Annotated in this window: 16 protein-coding genes; 14 read left to right on the forward strand and 2 right to left on the reverse strand. The window is 41.4% G+C overall.

What is annotated here, in order from left to right; all coding sequences use genetic code 11:
* Positions 1-243: 243 nt before the first annotated feature.
* From trpD to Q0507_RS07680, 6 genes are all read left to right on the forward strand, one after another.
* Entirely contained in the window at positions 244-1,254 is a 1,011-nt protein-coding gene (gene trpD / locus Q0507_RS07655; protein WP_298714700.1) for an anthranilate phosphoribosyltransferase, read from the forward strand.
* A 3-nt stretch (positions 1,255-1,257) separates the two neighbouring features.
* Positions 1,258-2,730 (forward strand): bifunctional indole-3-glycerol-phosphate synthase TrpC/phosphoribosylanthranilate isomerase TrpF, encoded by a 1,473-nt coding sequence (gene trpCF, locus Q0507_RS07660; protein ID WP_298714703.1) that lies wholly within the window; start codon positions 1,258-1,260, stop codon positions 2,728-2,730.
* A 42-nt stretch (positions 2,731-2,772) separates the two neighbouring features.
* Entirely contained in the window at positions 2,773-3,966 is a 1,194-nt protein-coding gene (trpB, locus tag Q0507_RS07665) for a tryptophan synthase subunit beta (protein WP_298714705.1), read from the forward strand.
* The gene (gene trpA, locus Q0507_RS07670; RefSeq protein WP_298714708.1) at positions 3,959-4,750 is read left to right on the forward strand and encodes a tryptophan synthase subunit alpha; all 792 of its coding nucleotides are present in this window, start codon (positions 3,959-3,961) and stop codon (positions 4,748-4,750) included. The genes trpB and trpA overlap by 8 nt, the downstream gene beginning before the upstream one ends.
* A 231-nt stretch (positions 4,751-4,981) precedes the next feature.
* The gene (locus tag Q0507_RS07675) at positions 4,982-5,500 is read left to right on the forward strand and encodes a DUF805 domain-containing protein (protein WP_298714711.1); all 519 of its coding nucleotides are present in this window, start codon (positions 4,982-4,984) and stop codon (positions 5,498-5,500) included.
* Between the two features lie 39 nt (positions 5,501-5,539).
* Positions 5,540-6,067, forward strand: a complete 528-nt coding sequence (locus Q0507_RS07680) for a hypothetical protein (RefSeq protein WP_298714714.1) — start codon at positions 5,540-5,542, stop codon at positions 6,065-6,067.
* Between the two features lie 195 nt (positions 6,068-6,262).
* Here Q0507_RS07680 and Q0507_RS07685 read toward each other — a convergent pair whose 3' ends face one another.
* Positions 6,263-6,559: a hypothetical protein gene (locus Q0507_RS07685; protein ID WP_298714717.1), complete on the reverse strand. Its 297-nt coding sequence runs from the start codon at positions 6,557-6,559 to the stop codon at positions 6,263-6,265.
* A 173-nt stretch (positions 6,560-6,732) separates the two neighbouring features.
* On the opposite strand from Q0507_RS07685, the gene Q0507_RS07690 reads away from it, so the two are divergent.
* From Q0507_RS07690 to ileS, 8 genes are all read left to right on the forward strand, one after another.
* The gene (locus Q0507_RS07690) at positions 6,733-7,731 is read left to right on the forward strand and encodes a DUF805 domain-containing protein (RefSeq protein WP_298714720.1); all 999 of its coding nucleotides are present in this window, start codon (positions 6,733-6,735) and stop codon (positions 7,729-7,731) included.
* 3 nt (positions 7,732-7,734) lie between these two features.
* Positions 7,735-8,304: a DUF805 domain-containing protein gene (locus tag Q0507_RS07695; RefSeq protein ID WP_298714723.1), complete on the forward strand. Its 570-nt coding sequence runs from the start codon at positions 7,735-7,737 to the stop codon at positions 8,302-8,304.
* 217 nt (positions 8,305-8,521) lie between these two features.
* Positions 8,522-9,157 carry a DUF805 domain-containing protein gene (locus Q0507_RS07700; RefSeq protein ID WP_298714726.1) on the forward strand — a complete coding sequence of 212 codons (636 nt, stop codon included), beginning with the start codon at positions 8,522-8,524 and terminating at the stop codon, positions 9,155-9,157.
* A 300-nt stretch (positions 9,158-9,457) separates the two neighbouring features.
* Entirely contained in the window at positions 9,458-9,985 is a 528-nt protein-coding gene (locus tag Q0507_RS07705) for a DUF805 domain-containing protein (RefSeq protein ID WP_298714729.1), read from the forward strand.
* Between the two features lie 73 nt (positions 9,986-10,058).
* Entirely contained in the window at positions 10,059-10,823 is a 765-nt protein-coding gene (locus Q0507_RS07710) for a DUF805 domain-containing protein (protein WP_298714732.1), read from the forward strand.
* A 153-nt stretch (positions 10,824-10,976) separates the two neighbouring features.
* Positions 10,977-11,510, forward strand: a complete 534-nt coding sequence (locus tag Q0507_RS07715) for a DUF805 domain-containing protein (RefSeq protein WP_298714735.1) — start codon at positions 10,977-10,979, stop codon at positions 11,508-11,510.
* A gap of 177 nt (positions 11,511-11,687) precedes the next feature.
* Complete coding sequence (locus Q0507_RS07720; protein WP_298714738.1) at positions 11,688-11,864, forward strand: hypothetical protein; 177 nt, start codon at positions 11,688-11,690, stop codon at positions 11,862-11,864.
* 69 nt (positions 11,865-11,933) lie between these two features.
* The gene (ileS, locus tag Q0507_RS07725; RefSeq protein WP_298714741.1) at positions 11,934-14,768 is read left to right on the forward strand and encodes an isoleucine--tRNA ligase; all 2,835 of its coding nucleotides are present in this window, start codon (positions 11,934-11,936) and stop codon (positions 14,766-14,768) included.
* An 81-nt stretch (positions 14,769-14,849) separates the two neighbouring features.
* Here ileS and Q0507_RS07730 read toward each other — a convergent pair.
* Positions 14,850-17,221, reverse strand: a 2,372-nt coding sequence (locus tag Q0507_RS07730) for a tetratricopeptide repeat protein (protein WP_298714744.1), incomplete at its 5' end; no start/stop codon positions are given.

Here is a 17,221-nt window from a genome sequence, read left to right on the forward strand (position 1 = left end):
AAGGGATGACCTGTGCGTTACTCCATATAATGCGCAGGATCATTTGATAATAGTTTGTATGAGGGATATCTATTAAATTGGTATGATTTTTTAGTAGATAGGTGCGATTGGGTTATGTGTGAAGCCGACTTGGCGCCCCGCATAGCGGGGGGTAGCCACTTGGAGGCTGAGTACATAACCCAATCGGTAGTAGTCAGTTTGATATGGTATCAATTTAATAGATATCCTCAAAAGGAGTTATAAATGATTAAAGACGCATTATATGCAGTAACGCACGGTCAGGATTTATCCTACGACCTTGCTAAAGATACAATGAACAAGATTATGAGCGGCGAGGTAGCCGAGGTTCCTATGGCTGGTTTCTTATGCGCTTTAGCAGCAAAAGGCCCTACTGTAGATGAGGTTACGGCTTTTGCTGAGGTTATGCGCGAGAAGGCTGGTTCTGTTCCTCACGAAGGCACTGTTGTAGAGATCGTAGGTACTGGCGGTGATGAGGCTAATACGTTCAACATTTCTACCACATCTGGTTTCATCATTTCCGCAGCAGGTATTCCTGTAGCAAAGCATGGTAACCGCAGTGTGTCTAGTAAATGTGGTGCTGCCGACTTAATTGAAGCGTTGGGCGCTAAATTAGAGCTTAACGGTGAACAAAACGAGGCAGTGCTTAACAAAGCCAATATGTGCTTCATGTTTGCCCCTGTGTATCATCAATCGATGAAATATGCAGGTCCTGTACGTAAGGCGCTAGGTGTTCGTACGGTGTTCAATATCCTTGGACCGTTGGCAAACCCTGCAGGCGCTACTGTGGAGTTGATGGGCGTGTACGATAAATCTTTAGTAGAACCATTGGCTCGCGTATTGGCTAATCTTGGTGTAAAACGCGGAGCGGTTGTACACGGCTTTGACGGTCTCGATGAGATTACAGCAACCAATAAAACGTACGTATGCGAAATTAATAATGGTACTTTCACAAGCTACGAATTCGATCCAAAGGAATATGGTTTTGAATATGCGGACAAAACAGAGCTTGAAGGTGGAGATGCTACGGTAAATGCTGAGATTACACGTCGCATTCTCGATGGTGAGCAATGCGGTAAACGCACGGCTGTTGTTCTTAACGCGGGCATGGCGATTTACCTTGCGAAAGACGGCATTACATTGGCAGAGGGCATCGAAGAGGCGAAAAGCATGATCGACTCTGGCAAGGCTCTTGCTACAATGGAACAGTTTGTGAAAGCAACCCAAGAGGTATAACCATTGATTTTAGATAAGATTATAGAGGCTACTAAAATTCGGGTAGCCCAAGAAAAACAGATTGAATCGCCTGATTCTGTGAAAGCAGCGGCTTTGGCGTTACCATCTGATACAGGATTTCCCTTTGAAGCAGCCCTTCGTCAGCAAGACTTCAACTTCATTTGCGAAGTAAAGAAGGCTTCTCCGTCTAAGGGAATCATTGCTGAGCACTTCCCCTATTTAGAGATCGCCAAAGAATATGAAGTAGCAGGTGCGGCGGCTATTTCCGTGTTGACTGAGCCAGACTTCTTTAAAGGTGATAAAACATATCTTCAAGAAATCGCGAGCACTGTAAAAATCCCTGTGCTTCGTAAGGACTTCATCATTGATGAATACCAAATTTACCAAGCGAAGGTGTGGGGGGCTAGTGCAATCCTCTTGATTTGTGCCTGCCTTGATGTGCCAACATTGACGAAGTTCCGTGAATTAGCAGACTCGTTAGGATTGTCTTCCCTAGTAGAGGCTCACGACGAAGCAGAAGTGCAAATGGCCATCGATTGCGGTGCTCGTATCATTGGCGTTAATAACCGCAATTTGAAAGACTTTACGGTGGATGTACAAAACAGTGTACGTTTGCGTAATCTCGTTGAAGACGATGTAATCTTCGTATCTGAAAGCGGTCTTGAAACGCCAGAGGATATCCAAGTATTGCGCGATAATAATATCGGTGTTGCCTTGATGGGGGAAACTTTCATGCGTTCTCCCAATAAGGTTGAAAAGTTAGCCTATCTTTATGGGCCAACATATTATACTCCTAAGGTTAAGATGTGTGGTATCTCCAAGGTTGAAACAATCCCAGCCATCGTCGATGCAAAGCCAGACTACATGGGCCTTGTATTTGCACCAAGTAAACGACAAGTCACTGTAGACCAAGCAAAAACCTTAGTTGAAGAACTACATAAACAATACGTAAATCGATATAACAGAGGCACAGAACAATACAGTAATCAGACACTTATACATCAAGAATTTATTAAAACGGTAGGCATTTTTGTCAATGAAACGCTAGATAATCTCGTTACGATTGCCACAGAAGTAAATCTTGATGCGGTGCAATTGCACGGTGATGAAGATGAAGCTTTCATCCAATCCTTAAAAGAACGTACTAATGTAGAGGTTTGGAAGGCTGTTCAAATCCGCAGTGCTGCAGATGCAGAGGCGTGGATTGATAGCAGTGCTGATATGCTATTATTTGATGCGTACCACAAAGATGAGCGGGGCGGCACAGGCGAAGTTTTCGACTGGTCCTCGTTAGATGAGTTTGAACGACCATTTATGCTGGCTGGTGGTATCGATAGCACCAATGTAGCGCGTGCTATTCGCACGGTTCGACCTTATGGCATCGATATTAGTAGCGGCATTGAAACAGAAGGCGTGAAAGACGATGAAAAGATTAAAGCTTTCACCAACATCGTAAGAACAATAGCCATGCCATAATATGGCGTGCTAGCAAGAATGGTATATAGAAAGGTAAGTTATATGAGTGAACAAAGACATGGCTATTTTGGCTCCTTTGGTGGTCAATTTATGCCGGAAACATTGATGAATGCAGTCATCGAATTGGAAGAGGCGTACAACAGGTACAAAGATGATCCTGATTTCGTACGCGAACTTGAGGATTTACATAAAAAATATACAGGCCGTCCATCCCTTTTATACTATGCAGAACGCATGACAAAGGATCTTGGGGGCGCCAAAATCTATTTAAAACGAGAGGACTTGAACCATACTGGTTCTCACAAATTGAATAATGTAATCGGTCAAATGTTATTGGCGAAACGGATGGGTAAAACGCGCGTTATTGCTGAAACTGGTGCGGGCCAGCACGGTGTGGCTACGGCAACTATTGCGGCTTTAATGGACATGGAGTGTGAAGTATACATGGGTGCAGAGGACTGTGAACGCCAAGCGCTCAACGTATATCGCATGCAATTGCTTGGGGCAAAGGTACATGCTGTAACTAGCGGCACTAGCACATTGAAAGATGCCGTATCTGAAGCGATGCGCGAATGGACAAATCGCATGTCCGATACGCACTATGTGTTAGGTTCTGTTATGGGTGCTCATCCATTCCCTGTGATCGTTCGCGATTTCCAATCCATCATCAGCCGTGAAGCGCGTGAGCAAATCCTTGAAGCAGAAGGCAAATTGCCAACAGCTGTTATGGCTTGTGTAGGTGGTGGCTCCAATGCGATGGGCATGTTTTATCACTTCATAGACGATGAAGGTGTTCGCCTCATCGGTTGTGAAGCGGCAGGTCGCGGCATCGATACAGAGGAACATGCAGCGACAATTGCGAAGGGCTCTGTTGGTATCTTCCACGGTATGAAATCTTACTTCTGCCAAGACGAAGACGGCCAAATCGCTCCAGTATACTCTATCTCTGCAGGCCTTGATTATCCTGGTATCGGCCCTGAACATGCGTACTTGCACGATAGTGGTCGCGCAGAATACGTGCCTGTCACAGACGACGAAGCAGTAGATGCTTTCGAATACTTGTCTCGTTTAGAGGGGATTATTCCAGCTATCGAGAGTGCTCACGCGGTGGCGCATGCTCGTAAAATCGCTCCTGCTATGAGCAAGGACGATATCATTATTATTTGTTTATCTGGTCGCGGCGACAAAGACGTGGCGGCTATGGCGAAATACAGAGGGGTGGATCTTCATGAGTAACATTAAAGACGCTTTCACAAAGGGCAAGGCATTCATCCCGTTCATCAGCGCTGGTGATCACGGCATCGAGACGACAGAACGTTATATTCGAGTTATGGTGAAAGCCGGCGCCGACATGGTAGAAATCGGCATTCCTTTCTCCGATCCTACGGCAGAAGGCCCCGTTATCCAAGAAGCGAGCACACGTGCTCTCTCCTCAGGCGTAAAAATCAACGATATTTTCGATATGGTGCGCCGTTTGCGTACAGGTGATGATGCGGTGACGACTCCTCTCGTATTCATGACTTACTTGAATCCAATTTACGTGTTTGGTCGTGAGAAATTCTTTACCCTCTGCGAAGAGGTTGGAATCTCTGGTATTATCGTGCCAGACATGCCCTTTGAAGAAAAAGGCGAGCTTGGTAGTATCGCTCATAAATACGGTGTTGAAATAGTATCTTTGATCGCTCCAACATCTGAAAATCGCATTGAAATGATCGCTAAAGACGCAGAAGGCTTTATCTACTGCGTATCTTCTCTTGGCGTTACGGGGATGCGTAGCGAAATCAAGACGGATATTAAATCTATCGTTGAAACTGTTCGCAAATATACAGATATCCCGGTAGCTGTTGGTTTTGGTATCTCTAAGCCAGGACAAGCGGAAGCTATGGCACGTGTATCCGACGGTGCCATCGTAGGCTCTGCTATCGTTAAAATCGTGGCAGAACACGGTGAAAATGCGGATCAAGCGTTATTCGACTATGTACAATCTATGAAACAAGCTGTCCTAAAGGCTGGCGCATAATAGGGTTGCCTTATATAATAGAGGTGACAAGTAAAAATAGGACCTATCGTCGTGATAGGCCCTATTATTATATACAGAGTATTATGCACGCAATTATGTAGTATTGCAAAGGCGATGATGTAGTACTGCGAGAGCGATAATGCAGTATTACAAACGCGATAATGCAGTATTACGAATGTGATAATACAGTATTACGAAAGTGTTTATAGTAAGTGTTTTTTAGGAGGTCGTATGCAACGCTGTACACGTTGTGGTAAAGAAGGGCCAAACAATCAGTCTATTTGCTTGCGCTGTGGCGGGAATATGGCAAATGTAAATATTCCTGTTCATACGACAGTAAGCCGTCAAACAGGCCTTACTATTGTAGATTTTGAACGCTATAATCAAGGCTATAAAGATAATTTTATCAATACATTTCTTCTCCAGTGGCTCACGATAGAGGGGCGTTCCTCGCGTGGCAATTACTGGCGGTATATGCTAGTGATGACTTTGATTTGGTGTGCCATTCACTGGATATGTGCGGTTATCGGTTGGGCTAATGCTGATGATGGAAATCAATTCATTGCATGGGTAATGCTTAGCATTTTGCTGTTCTTTGTAACTGTTATTCCAGCTATAACCATCACGATTCGTCGTTTACACGATGTGAATCAATCGGGCTGGCTTGCTCTACTAATTTTAGTGCCTGTCATTGGTCCATTATCCTTATTATATTGGACGGTGAAAGCAGGAGACCCTGGAGAAAACTGATTTGGTAAGCCTCTATATACTGAGAATATCGATGAAAATTTGAGCGCTAAGTTACAAATTTCTACGAGTCCAACAAAGACGACAGATCGTAAGATGCTAGTAGTACTCGTTGTGAGTTTAGTCCTTGCGTGGTATGGAAATTATAATATTGCCGAGGGCTTCGCCAATGTTTTTCAAGGTGGCGATTTTAATGCTGCTGCTAGATACTCCAAGAAAACAAACTCTGAAGCGAAGTCGTATGGTCTTGAAGCGCGTATTTCTGTGGAGCGATTCTTTGAAGAGGTTGTGAATGAACAGTTTCGAGAGGCCCATGCTCGGCTTGGTGGAGCAGAACGCGAGAAATATCCTACAAAAGAAAGTCTCGCTAAAGCCTATGAAGGTGTGCGCCGCGTAGACTACGATATACTTGAAGTTATATCTGACTCAAAGGATGAAGTACAAATCGCTTTTGCTATTCGCCTGAGTGGAAAACGAGATGGCACACCATTTACTGAGGCCCGTAGTGGTACTATGATCTTGCGCACTAATCAATATACGCTATTCCAAATCGTACAAATCAAAGAGTAGTAATCATTTAACGTAACTATTTAACGTAATCATAGGTAGACCATAATCTTAAATATAGTCTATGTAATGATCTTTAGATCTTAAGCTAACAATTGAATCAAAAATAACACAAAAGGACGTTATACATTGTATAACGTCCTTTTGTTAGGTTAGTTTTGTGCTTTATATGGCTAGCAATGCTAGTTAAGAAAGGCCTTAGTCATTAGAGGACTCAGAGCGCATATGTTGGTGGCTCCGTTCCGTTTGTTTCTTTTTGTCGTGTTTATCACGTTTAGATGATTTATGCTTTCTGTGTTTTTTCTTTTTCTCACCTTTTTTGAACCATGGATGATCGCTACTATCTACTGTGCCATCAGCATTTTTTTTCATGCGAGGGGAGTCACCGATCGTGTAGCGATAGTCTTTAGCTTGGGCTATATTGGCACCAATACCAACAGTTAAGAAGGCACCTAAACTGGCCAAGGCTACTGCTTTAATTAATTTAGCTTTCATAATTGTCTCCTGTATAATTAATTGTACGAATTTTAGTTGTAAGAAATATATATGTAGTATAGATAAAATTCATGAATGAGAAATGAATAAAAATAAATCAACTGAGTTGATAAATCATAGTATAATAGGAATAACTATATATGTTTATTATCTAAGATTATAGTAGGAGTTTTATGAAACAGAGAGTATATGAAATCCTCTATCGTGAGCTAGTGGAAAACTATGCGAACAGTAAGGGGCGTACCAATACAGCCGATTTTTGGCTCACCATAAGTGCTATATCCTTTGTGTATGGCTTAATTATATGTATTACAGGTCTTGCGACATATATACCGTACGGATTTCTTTATGCTGTCTCTATCGGTGGTGGCGTATTATTTGTATTGTCCATACTGTTATGTTTGCCGAAGATTATGCTCATGGCAAGACGGTTGCGAGACTCTAATAATGATCCAACGCTGATTTTTTTGCTATTGGTTCCTATTTTAGGCTGGCTTGCATTATTATATCTATTATGTAAGCGCACATCGCCTATGCCTAATGTATTAGAGATACAAAATAATGGTGTGTCGCAACCCAATACAAGCGATAATGTAGATAGATCAAATCTCATGACATATGATACACCTGTAGCTGAAGTATCAACTGATGTAATAGAGGAAAAACGTTCCGTATCGGGTATTGTTACTGCTGTTATATTGGTATTAAGTTGGCTTGCCACTAGTGCGGGTAGTACAATGATTAATCATAATTTAAAGGTAGAAGAGACTGCTTATGGCAATTTGGAACCTAGTTCGTTAACGAAACAAGCAACTCATCTTTTACAAAGCGAAACAGCTACAACAGAGGGGCGTACTGTGGTAAGCAATTATTATGAAGCCCTCAATAAAAAGGATTATCATGGTGCGTACCGTTACTTGAGTGCTCGTACTATGGAACGATATGGTACCTTTGAACTATGGGAACAAGCAATGTCTAAGGAAACGGTTCCTAAGGTGAAAACGATTCAGCTTGACTATGTTGCTCAAGATATAGAGGATGATTTAGCTTTTAATTATATAGGCTTTACCCTTACCTTTGAGAATGATGATTTAGAGCCGCTATTAGTTCGCTTGTATAAGGAAGGCAAGGGCTGGAGCATCATTGGTATTGAAGCCGTGGAGGAGGATTAGGTTATGTCAACCATAAATATATATGATTTGAATTATACCGATGCCTTCAAGTTAGGTATTAAAAATTATGCTAATTTTAACGGTCGTGCTAGCCGTAGTGAATATTGGCGATTCGTGGCAGGCATTATGTTGATTCAAGGATTGTTTGGAATTTTTGCTTTTCTTTGTAGTACCTTGGGATTCCCTAATTATGAAGAGATTATAAATAATGTTGCTACAGTGGTATCTATCTTCTTTTTACTTCCCAATATAGCTTTTACAACGCGTCGTATGCATGATATTGGGCGGAGTGGTTGGACTCAGCTGATTTCATTTATTCCCATTATAGGTTTCTTTATATTCCTCGTCTACGAATTGCGTCGTGGTGATCAAGGTGTGAATGCATACGGTGAAAGAACAGCATACATCACCATTACTCCTGAGGTTAGCAAGGCTACCGGCCTAGAAGAAACTCCATCTCGTCGTCAAGACTGGGTGATGGGAATTACCCTCTTTATTATTCATTCTATTATTATTGCCGATATTATTGGTGAGATATTATGGTATGGTATTAATGGAAATGGATACTTCTAATAGACACCTGTATTTATTAACAACTTCATTTTTTTATTTTATAAAAGTTTAACACCTCCTTTATAGACAATATAACACTTTGTAGTAAAATGAATTCTAAATGAATTTAAAAATATAGATATTAATGAATAAAGAATATCTGAGTTACTATATGTGTTAAGTGCAACAGGACTTTCTCAGCTTTAGGAATCCTGTTTGTCGATGGAAGGAGTTTATTATGAAATCTTGTCCCTATTGTGGACATGAAGTATTGAAAACAGATTGTTACTGCCCAGAATGTGGGCATGTTAGCAGACCTCTAATCTCGTTAGATAAATATAATCTAGGCTTGATTGAGAACTTTAAACAATGCGTGATTTATAAATATGCTGATTTTGACGGCCGTGCGAGTCGTAGTGAATATTGGCATTTCTTTTTAGCCTATCAATTGTTGTTTGTTGCCATTCTGTTTACATGTGCTTTTTTGAGTTATATTAGCCCTTTATCTAGCGCAGTAGGCGTAGGTTTTGGTTTAGTTATTCTTGTCCTCTTGTCAGTGGTTATGGTTATTCCTGGTGTGGCCGTTGCGGTGCGACGTTTGCACGATCAAGGTCGATCTGGTGGGTTAGTATTTATTGGATTCATCCCTGTAGTGGGGACGGCTATCCTACTGATTCTTATGGCTCTTCCTGGTGAAAGCGAATCAAATCGCTTTGGAGCCCCTACAGGTCAAGTCGTTGTAACAAAACAAATGGCCCATGAATTAGGCCTTATTGATGCTACACCGTCCATGGGACTAACTGCAGGATTATTCTGTGCTATCTTTGTGCTGTGGTTCTTGGTAGATAAACTGCTCACTACAAGTATGATGTAGCCTATGATGTATCCTAAAATGAAATATTGATGATATAAACTCTCTTTATAGCTCTCCTATAGAGAGAGTTTTTGTATGTGGTGACTATAAGTTGCAGTTTGGTAATAGTATAATCGTAATATATTTTTTCCTATCATATGGGTTTTTTACTTTTTCTCATAGAATATAATTGCATGAATTGTTAATATAATGCATAGGGTATTCTCAAAATGTATAGAAAATAATTTTCAAAAATGTTAGTAATAATTTTATAATATTTTTAGTTTAAATTTATTTGTTATTTTTTGAGGAGAGAATAGAATGACTGATTTATCTATCAAAAATCTTTCGTATGTAGATAATTTTAAACATACGGTTATGGGGAACTTTGCTAATTTCAAAGGCCGTGCAAGCCGTAGTGAATGCTGGCGTTTCTATGGTATCACTGTTGTTATTGCTGGTATCCTTAACGTATTGAGCGCTCTTGTAGCGGATACTGCATTAGCTAGTGTTGTAGGGATTATCTCTTTAGCATATAACGCTGCAATCTTATTACCTTCTATCGGCCTTGGTGTTCGTCGCTTGCATGACATTGGTAAAAGTGGTTGGTTCCTTTTGATCAGCTTAATTCCATTTGGCATCATCTATGTTATTTACTTATTGGTTCAAAAAGGTGATGAAGGTGATAACGAATATGGTTCTCCAATGAGCTATGAAGTAATCACTGCTGAAGAAGCTGCTCGTACAGGTCTTAAAGAAACTCCAACTGAAGACATGGATCGTAAATTCATGTATGCATGTATTGGTATTATTATTCTTGAAGTAATTCTCATGAGTGTATTGTCTTAATTAGAAATAAAATGCCTACTTACGTAGGCTTTTTTCTTTTAACAGCGAAGCAAATATAATTAGGAGAATATATATGATAGAAAATGATCAACAATATGAACAACAAAATGAACAACATCAAGTTGAAATCGGCTCATCTAATGTAGAACCTGTGAGTACAGAGTCCAACATAGTTTCAGATAAACCTTTGACCGGGGCGGAGAAATATGCTCAGAAATTAGCTATAAAGCAACGTATTCAGGAATTAACATGTGAACTGGAGTCATTAAAGTATCCTAATGATAAATATGCTATGGGGATACTGGATTCGGTTCATCGAACTGTTATTAAGAAATATGTCACTATCGGTGGGCGGGCAAGCCGCAGTGAGCTTTGGCAGTACGTATTGTTTTACTATATGGTCTTTGCTGTAATAGGAACTGTAACGGGTTTCTTGAATATATTATTAGGTAATATTATTGCATCATTTCTTATAATCTATATATTTTTATTCATAGGGGCATATGGGCTTCTGTTGCCGACACTTGCAGTGCAAGTTCGACGCCTTCATGATATCGGAAAGTCCGGATGGTATATGCTGGTGAGCATGGTTCCTTTCGTAGGCGGTCTTCTTTTACTGTACTGGTTTGTACAGCCTAGTGAAGAAGGACCTAATGAATACGGAAATAAGACATCTTATATTGAGATTACTCCTGATATGAGCCGGGAATTACGTCTTAGCACGACACCGAGTTCAGGTTATAGATGGCTTATGGTGGGAATATTGATCGGACTCATTATTCTTTCGATTGCATTATGGGCTTATTCTTTATCCCATCAGTCATGGCATTTCCTATAAGTTGTAAATCAATATAAGTTATGTTGATTATGATATATAGCTTTTAATTAAATTTAGTCTATGATATAGTATCAATTAAGATATAATTGATACTATATCTTTTTCATTTATTTTATATATTTATAGTTTTATTCTCATGAGAGGCGGCTTTATATGAGTGATTTAGTAACAAAAAAATTAGGATATAAAGATAATTTCAAATTTGTTGTTATGGAGAATTATACCAATTTTAAAGGTCGTGCCGGTCGTGGTGAATACTGGCGTTTTACGGCTTTATATATTTGCTTATCCACTATTATTCAAGTGTTAAACGCTTTGTTAGCAGATACTTTCTTGGCTATTGTTTTCTCCTTGTTATCAATAGCTGTAAGCTTTGGTTTGTTATTGCCAAGCATTGCTGTATCTGTACGTCGTTTACATGATATCGGCAAATCCGGCTGGATGCTTTTGGTATCTTTAATTCCACTTGTTGGTTGGTTCTATGTAGTGTACCTATTGGCTAAAAGTGGTGATGAAGACGTAAATGAGTACGGTCCTGTTGTGGGTTATGAAACAGTGACTGCGGAAATGGCTTCTGAAACAGGTTTAGAACAGACTCCTACATCTGGTACGGATAAAGCTGTTGCTATTATTACGGTTGTTATATATGTTGTTGGGCTTGCTATTGTTGCAGCAACTACAAAATAGGTTTTAAGTGATTGGTTTTTGATCAAGTTACATTTGATGCTATTGACAATGTATATAAATCTACCCTATAATATCTTGGTATATTAAGAATAAGATTGCGTTGAAAAAGACGGCATAGATCAGAATGGTTTAGTAGAGACCAAACTCATGGGCTGAAAGGTTTGGAAACTTGGATGTATGCGGATCACTTTGGAGCAAGCGGCAACACCGCCGGTGAACACCGTTATATGTCTAAGTGGCTTTCACAATATGAGAGATGAGTTGCGTCTTATGTGTTACAATCATGTGTTGGCATGGTGTGACAATCGCAGAAATGCGGTGGCGTTAGCTTTCACTAGTAACGAGAGTCAGTAGGGTGGTACCACGGATATGAAGTCCGTCCCTTCGGGGACGGGCGATTTTTTTATGTAAAAGGAGCACATCATGGATTACGGTAAGACGTTACATTTGCCTGAAACAGAATTCCCAATGCGCGGCAATTTGCCTAAGCGCGAACCAGAAATCTTAACATTCTGGGAGGACAACAAGATTTATCAAAAACGTTTGGAGTTGCGTAAAGACGCAAAGCCATTCATCTTGCATGATGGCCCTCCATATGCAAATGGTAAATTGCACATCGGTCATGCCCTCAACAAAACGTTGAAGGACATCATCATGAAATATAAAACAATGACTGGTCATTATACTCGTTACATCCCTGGTTGGGATACACATGGTTTGCCAATCGAGCATGCGGTTATTAAAAATACTGGTCTTAACCGTCATGAAATGGCACCATTGGACTTACGTAACAAATGTAAGGAATATGCATTAGAATGCGTAGAAAACCAAAAACAAGACTTCATTCGCTTTGGTGTATTAGGCGAATGGGACCGTCCTTATTTGACATTGCGCCCTGAGTTCGAAGTAAAACAACTTGGTATCTTCGGCGAAATGGCAAAACGGGGACACATCTATAAAGGTCTTAAAACTGTATACTGGTGTACTCACTGCGAAACTGCATTGGCAGAAGCAGAAATTGAATACGCTGAGAAAAAATCTTTCTCCATCTACGTAAAATTCCCTTACGTATCCGAGAAAAAGGTAACATTGCCAGCTGGCGTAGATCCTAAACAAGCATTTGCTGTTATCTGGACAACTACTCCTTGGACAATGCCTGCCAACGTAGCAATCTCCGTTAACCCTGAGCTTGAATACGGCTGGGTAAAAGTAGGTGAAGAGTACTACTTGATGGCTACTGAGCTTGTTGAAGCGGCTATGAAAGATATCGGCATCGAAGCATACGAAATCGTGAATCGTTTCTCCGGTGCAGACTTAGAATTAGCAGATTTCAAACATCCATTCGTAGAACGTAATTCTACAGTATTACTTGGCGATCACGTAACACTTGATGCTGGTACTGGTTGCGTTCATACAGCGCCTGCACACGGTGAAGACGACTTTAATATCGTTATGCGTTATAACAAGGAAGGTAAAACAGAGCTTCCTATCGTATCCCTTGTTAACGAAACTGGTAACTATACAAAACAAGTGGACGACAACCGTTATGGCGATACTGAATTCCCATTGGCTGGCGTAGAAATTCACGATGCAGAGGTGCCTGTAATCAAAATCTTGGCGCACAACAATGCATTGCTTCATAAATCTAGCTTGCGTCACCAATACGCTCACTGCTGGCGTTGTAAAAATCCTGTAATCTACCGTGCTACAGAACAATGGTTCTCCTCTGTAGATGGGTACCGTCAACAAGCTCTTGATGCAATCGACAATCAAGTGCAATGGATTCCTAAATGGGGTCATGACCGTATCTTCAACATGGTTCGCGATCGTGGTGACTGGGTAATTTCCCGTCAACGTATTTGGGGCGTGCCAATTCCTATTTACTATTGTGAAAGCTGCGGCGAGCACATCATCAACGATGATACTATCAAAGCATTACAAGAAAAAGTAGCAGTAGAAGGCTCCGATGCTTGGTGGGCACACAGTGCAAAAGAATTGTTGCCAGAAGGTTTCAAATGTCCTCATTGCGGTCATGATGAGTTCAAAAAAGAAACTGACATCATGGACGTATGGTTTGATTCTGGTTCCTCTTGGGCTGGTGTACTTGAAGTTAACGATCTTGACGTACCATGCGCTATGTACCTTGAAGGTTCCGACCAACATCGCGGCTGGTTCAACTCTTCCTTGTTAACTGCAGTAGCAACAACAGGTAAGGCACCTTACAACTCCGTATTGACTCATGGCTTCGTTGTGGATGGCGAAGGTCGCAAAATGTCCAAATCTGTAGGTAATACAGTAGCACCTAGCGACATCATCGACGTATACGGCGCTGACGTTATGCGCTTGTGGGTATCCTCCGCAGATTACCAAGCAGACGTACGTTTGTCTAAAGACATCGTAAAACAATTATCCGAAGTATATCGTAAGATTCGTAATACATTCCGCTTCTTGCTCGGTAACTTGGATGACTTCAATCCAAATACTGATAAAGTGGCTTACGCAGATATGTCTGAATTCGATAAATGGGCATTGTTGCGCTTAGAAGAAGTACGTCAAAAAGTTTCTGATGCATACGAAAACTATGAATTCCACATGTTGTATCATGCAATTCATAACTTCTGTACAGTAGACTTGAGCTCCATCTATCTTGATGTAATGAAAGATACTATGTACGCTGAAGGCAAAAACAACGTAGCTCGTCGTTCTGCTCAAACAGCGATGTACGAAATCTTGAAAACATTGGTAGCTATGGTATCTCCAGTGCTTTCCTTCACAGCGGAAGAAGTTTGGAAATACATGCCTAAAGAAGAGGGTATGCGCGAATCCGTTATGCTTCAAGATTGGCCACAAGGTCATCCTGAACACTTCAACCAAGAATTGGCTGATAAATGGAACCAATTGTTAGACTTGCGTACATCCGTACAAAAAGCATTGGAACTTGCTCGTCAAGATAAAACAATCGGTCACCCATTGGATGCATCCGTTACAGTATACGCTGAAGGCGCTGCATTCGACGCATTGCATGCACTTGGTGAAGAAGGCTTGGCTAAACTCGTTATCGTATCTGAAGCTCACATCGTAAACGGTTCTGCACCAGCAGAGGCTGTAAAAGACGAAGAAACTGGTGTTGCAACAGTTGTTGTTGCCTCTGGTCTCGAAAAATGTGAACGCTGCTGGATCCACCGCGATACAGTAGGTCAAGATAGTGAACATCCTACACTTTGTGAACGTTGTGCCAGCGTTGTAAAAACACTATAATAAAAAAAGACCATCCTGTTGAACTTCACTTCCCAAAATTGTGTCCAATTTTGGGGGAGCAGCTCACTGGGGATGGTCTTTTTATGTTTGTAAATCCTTTGGCACTGTTAATTGTTTCCAATTATCTAGTTCAGGAATTTCCAGGGTATTTATTGTTTTTTGAATCCAATAATTTAAGGACACTTCGTTCCCCACATATTGTTCAAATAAGTAGGTTTTGCCAGGCGTGTCTTGTTGGTTCCCATCTTCATCGATGGTGTGACGGGCGGATTCTTTCAGATAGAGCTGCACTCTAAATGGGGTCGACTGATTGCCTTTAAATATAAAATAGGATGGGCCCACAAAGTCATGGGTGCGAATATTAATTTGTTCGTACTTTCTCTCTTTCAACCCTTGCAAGGCAGTCTGAATCATAGCGTTCGCATCGTCGTATTCCTCTAGCAAGAATGGCTGTTGATCTACATCGAGCACGTAGTGCCAGGTCGGCTTTTCTTCGTTTTTTTCGATGGACCAGTTCTCTTCGAGACTAGGTAATTGACGATTATGGTAAAGCTCTTTTAATAAACTTAAGGTATTGTCTTTGTTGTATACGGCCTTATAAACGATTTCATGTCCTTCTGTTGGATCATAACCGTGCAGTCTTACTTGATAATGATTTCGTAGCATCCGCGTTACATCGAGCTTGAAGATATTGCGCAATGCATCTGGAACGGATAGAAAATGATTGTAAAAGCTGAGCTTCATTTCTTCTTGCAACTCTAAGGCTGTTTCGATGGTTTGCCAGTCATACAACGTCGTATCCCATAGGAAGTCGTCCATAATCACAGATAAACGTGCCGCATCTTGAGGCCAGGTGGCAGGAGCAGGGCGTGCCGTAGAAGTAGATTCGGTAATGTCTTCTTTGTATTGCCAGTGACCATCAACCTCTTCAAAGGCCGCTAATCGTTCTTCTGCTTCGTCATCGATAGGAATATCTTTTAGCTCTGGATCCAAATTGGCTTTGTGAGACAAGATATATTGATGGGATTGCTCGTAATAGGATACGGCTTGATCTAAATCTGGTTTGCTTGTTACATAGCCTTTTTCGTAGGCATAGCCCAAGGCAACACGTGTTAAGGCGCGCGTAATATCGTAGAAAAGAATGCGATCTTCCTCTTCGAAGGCGCGTTGTTCCTCATCTAAGACACGCAATAACGATTGTACACCGAAGCGAATGTTTTTCGTCACTCCCAAACCGTGGATTCGCATGTAACCGATATAGGGCAAGGCGAACATAAAGCGATCTTTTGTAGCCGCCATATGCGTTAAGTCTGCAATGAGCCCCCAGTCGAGAGGAAGGTGGCCTATGTGAAAGATATATCCAAAAGCTGCCTGCAAGGCGGTGTACCCCGCATCACTAAACTCTTTTGTTGCCGCACGGCGGTAGAGCCCTATGGCTTTTACCGGGTCGTAGGGGATAGTACAACGTAAATGTTTAGCATCATAGAAATGATAGTAATAATCCGCTAACTCTGCGATGCTTTCAGATTGACCTAAGGCGGCACCTTTTGTGAACCACGTGAACGCATCTTCGAATTTACCGTTTTCATGGCAGTCGAGGCCTGTATATAGCATCATGGCAGGGTTGCCAAGCTCGGCCGCAGTCTTGGCGACGCGGCGCGCATTGGCAAAGTCGGCTTCGTCGATATAGATATTGCGCAAGTTCCCTTGGAACATGGCAAGACCGTTGTCGAGAGCCTTATTAAACCATTCTTTGGCAAGGCTGGACGCTTTTTCTTGTAATTTATCGTCTGGCACGGTGCCTTGTAAGGCGGCGATGCGATCCTGTACAGAGCCAGTTGTAAGGCTTTTTAGAATGCGTTTAGACCAACTCATAGGAGGAGGTGTTAACATAGCTTCAGCGGAGTCGATGCGATTATCGTCGCGCCAGAAAAAGACGTTCCCTATAACATATTGGCAATACGCATCCCCTCGGTCTGCATAGTCATGAACAATACGAAATGCATCATCGAAAGAGATTTGCATATTATTTTCAACGGTAGGCGTGATAGATCCTTTGATACGCAAGGCTTGTAATGTACCGATAGGACTACAACGGCGAATACTATCGTGTAAACACTGATAGGTACGCATATTGTCCTCTGGGAAGTTAGATTCTTCCCAGGTAAAGCGAGGTCCTGCATAGACCCGTGCCAAGAGTGCATATGCATCACCTAGCTCTCGGGTCTCTGGATCGTTGGCTATTTTGAGAGCATCTTCTTTAGTATCTATATCACTTTCAAGAAGGGTGGTCATATCGTTTCTCAAGGCGCAATGATCAGTTTGTACTGCACCTTGCTGATTGTTGACGATGAGTTCTAATTGACGCAACCCTTCTTGAGCCTTTTTTTGATTATACGATGTAAAAATCATGTGGAAGACCTTTTGCAGGCGTTCCGTAAAATACTGTGCCA

Source organism: uncultured Veillonella sp. (assembly GCF_938010505.1).
Classification (GTDB): domain Bacteria; phylum Bacillota; class Negativicutes; order Veillonellales; family Veillonellaceae; genus Veillonella.

Excerpts from the sequence above, each read along its gene's own strand:
- Q0507_RS07720 (WP_298714738.1), top strand. The coding sequence starts at position 11,688 with ATGCGGATCACTTTGGAGCAAGCGGCAACACCGCCGGTGAACACCGTT.
- ileS (WP_298714741.1), top strand. The coding sequence starts at position 11,934 with ATGGATTACGGTAAGACGTTACATTTGCCTGAAACAGAATTCCCAATG.
- Q0507_RS07710 (WP_298714732.1), top strand. The coding sequence starts at position 10,059 with ATGATAGAAAATGATCAACAATATGAACAACAAAATGAACAACATCAA.
- Q0507_RS07705 (WP_298714729.1), top strand. The coding sequence starts at position 9,458 with ATGACTGATTTATCTATCAAAAATCTTTCGTATGTAGATAATTTTAAA.
- Q0507_RS07675 (WP_298714711.1), top strand. The coding sequence starts at position 4,982 with ATGCAACGCTGTACACGTTGTGGTAAAGAAGGGCCAAACAATCAGTCT.
- Q0507_RS07685 (WP_298714717.1), bottom strand. The coding sequence starts at position 6,559 with ATGAAAGCTAAATTAATTAAAGCAGTAGCCTTGGCCAGTTTAGGTGCC.
- trpB (WP_298714705.1), top strand. The coding sequence starts at position 2,773 with ATGAGTGAACAAAGACATGGCTATTTTGGCTCCTTTGGTGGTCAATTT.
- trpD (WP_298714700.1), top strand. The coding sequence starts at position 244 with ATGATTAAAGACGCATTATATGCAGTAACGCACGGTCAGGATTTATCC.
- Q0507_RS07695 (WP_298714723.1), top strand. The coding sequence starts at position 7,735 with ATGTCAACCATAAATATATATGATTTGAATTATACCGATGCCTTCAAG.
- Q0507_RS07715 (WP_298714735.1), top strand. The coding sequence starts at position 10,977 with ATGAGTGATTTAGTAACAAAAAAATTAGGATATAAAGATAATTTCAAA.
- Q0507_RS07690 (WP_298714720.1), top strand. The coding sequence starts at position 6,733 with ATGAAACAGAGAGTATATGAAATCCTCTATCGTGAGCTAGTGGAAAAC.
- trpA (WP_298714708.1), top strand. The coding sequence starts at position 3,959 with ATGAGTAACATTAAAGACGCTTTCACAAAGGGCAAGGCATTCATCCCG.
- Q0507_RS07700 (WP_298714726.1), top strand. The coding sequence starts at position 8,522 with ATGAAATCTTGTCCCTATTGTGGACATGAAGTATTGAAAACAGATTGT.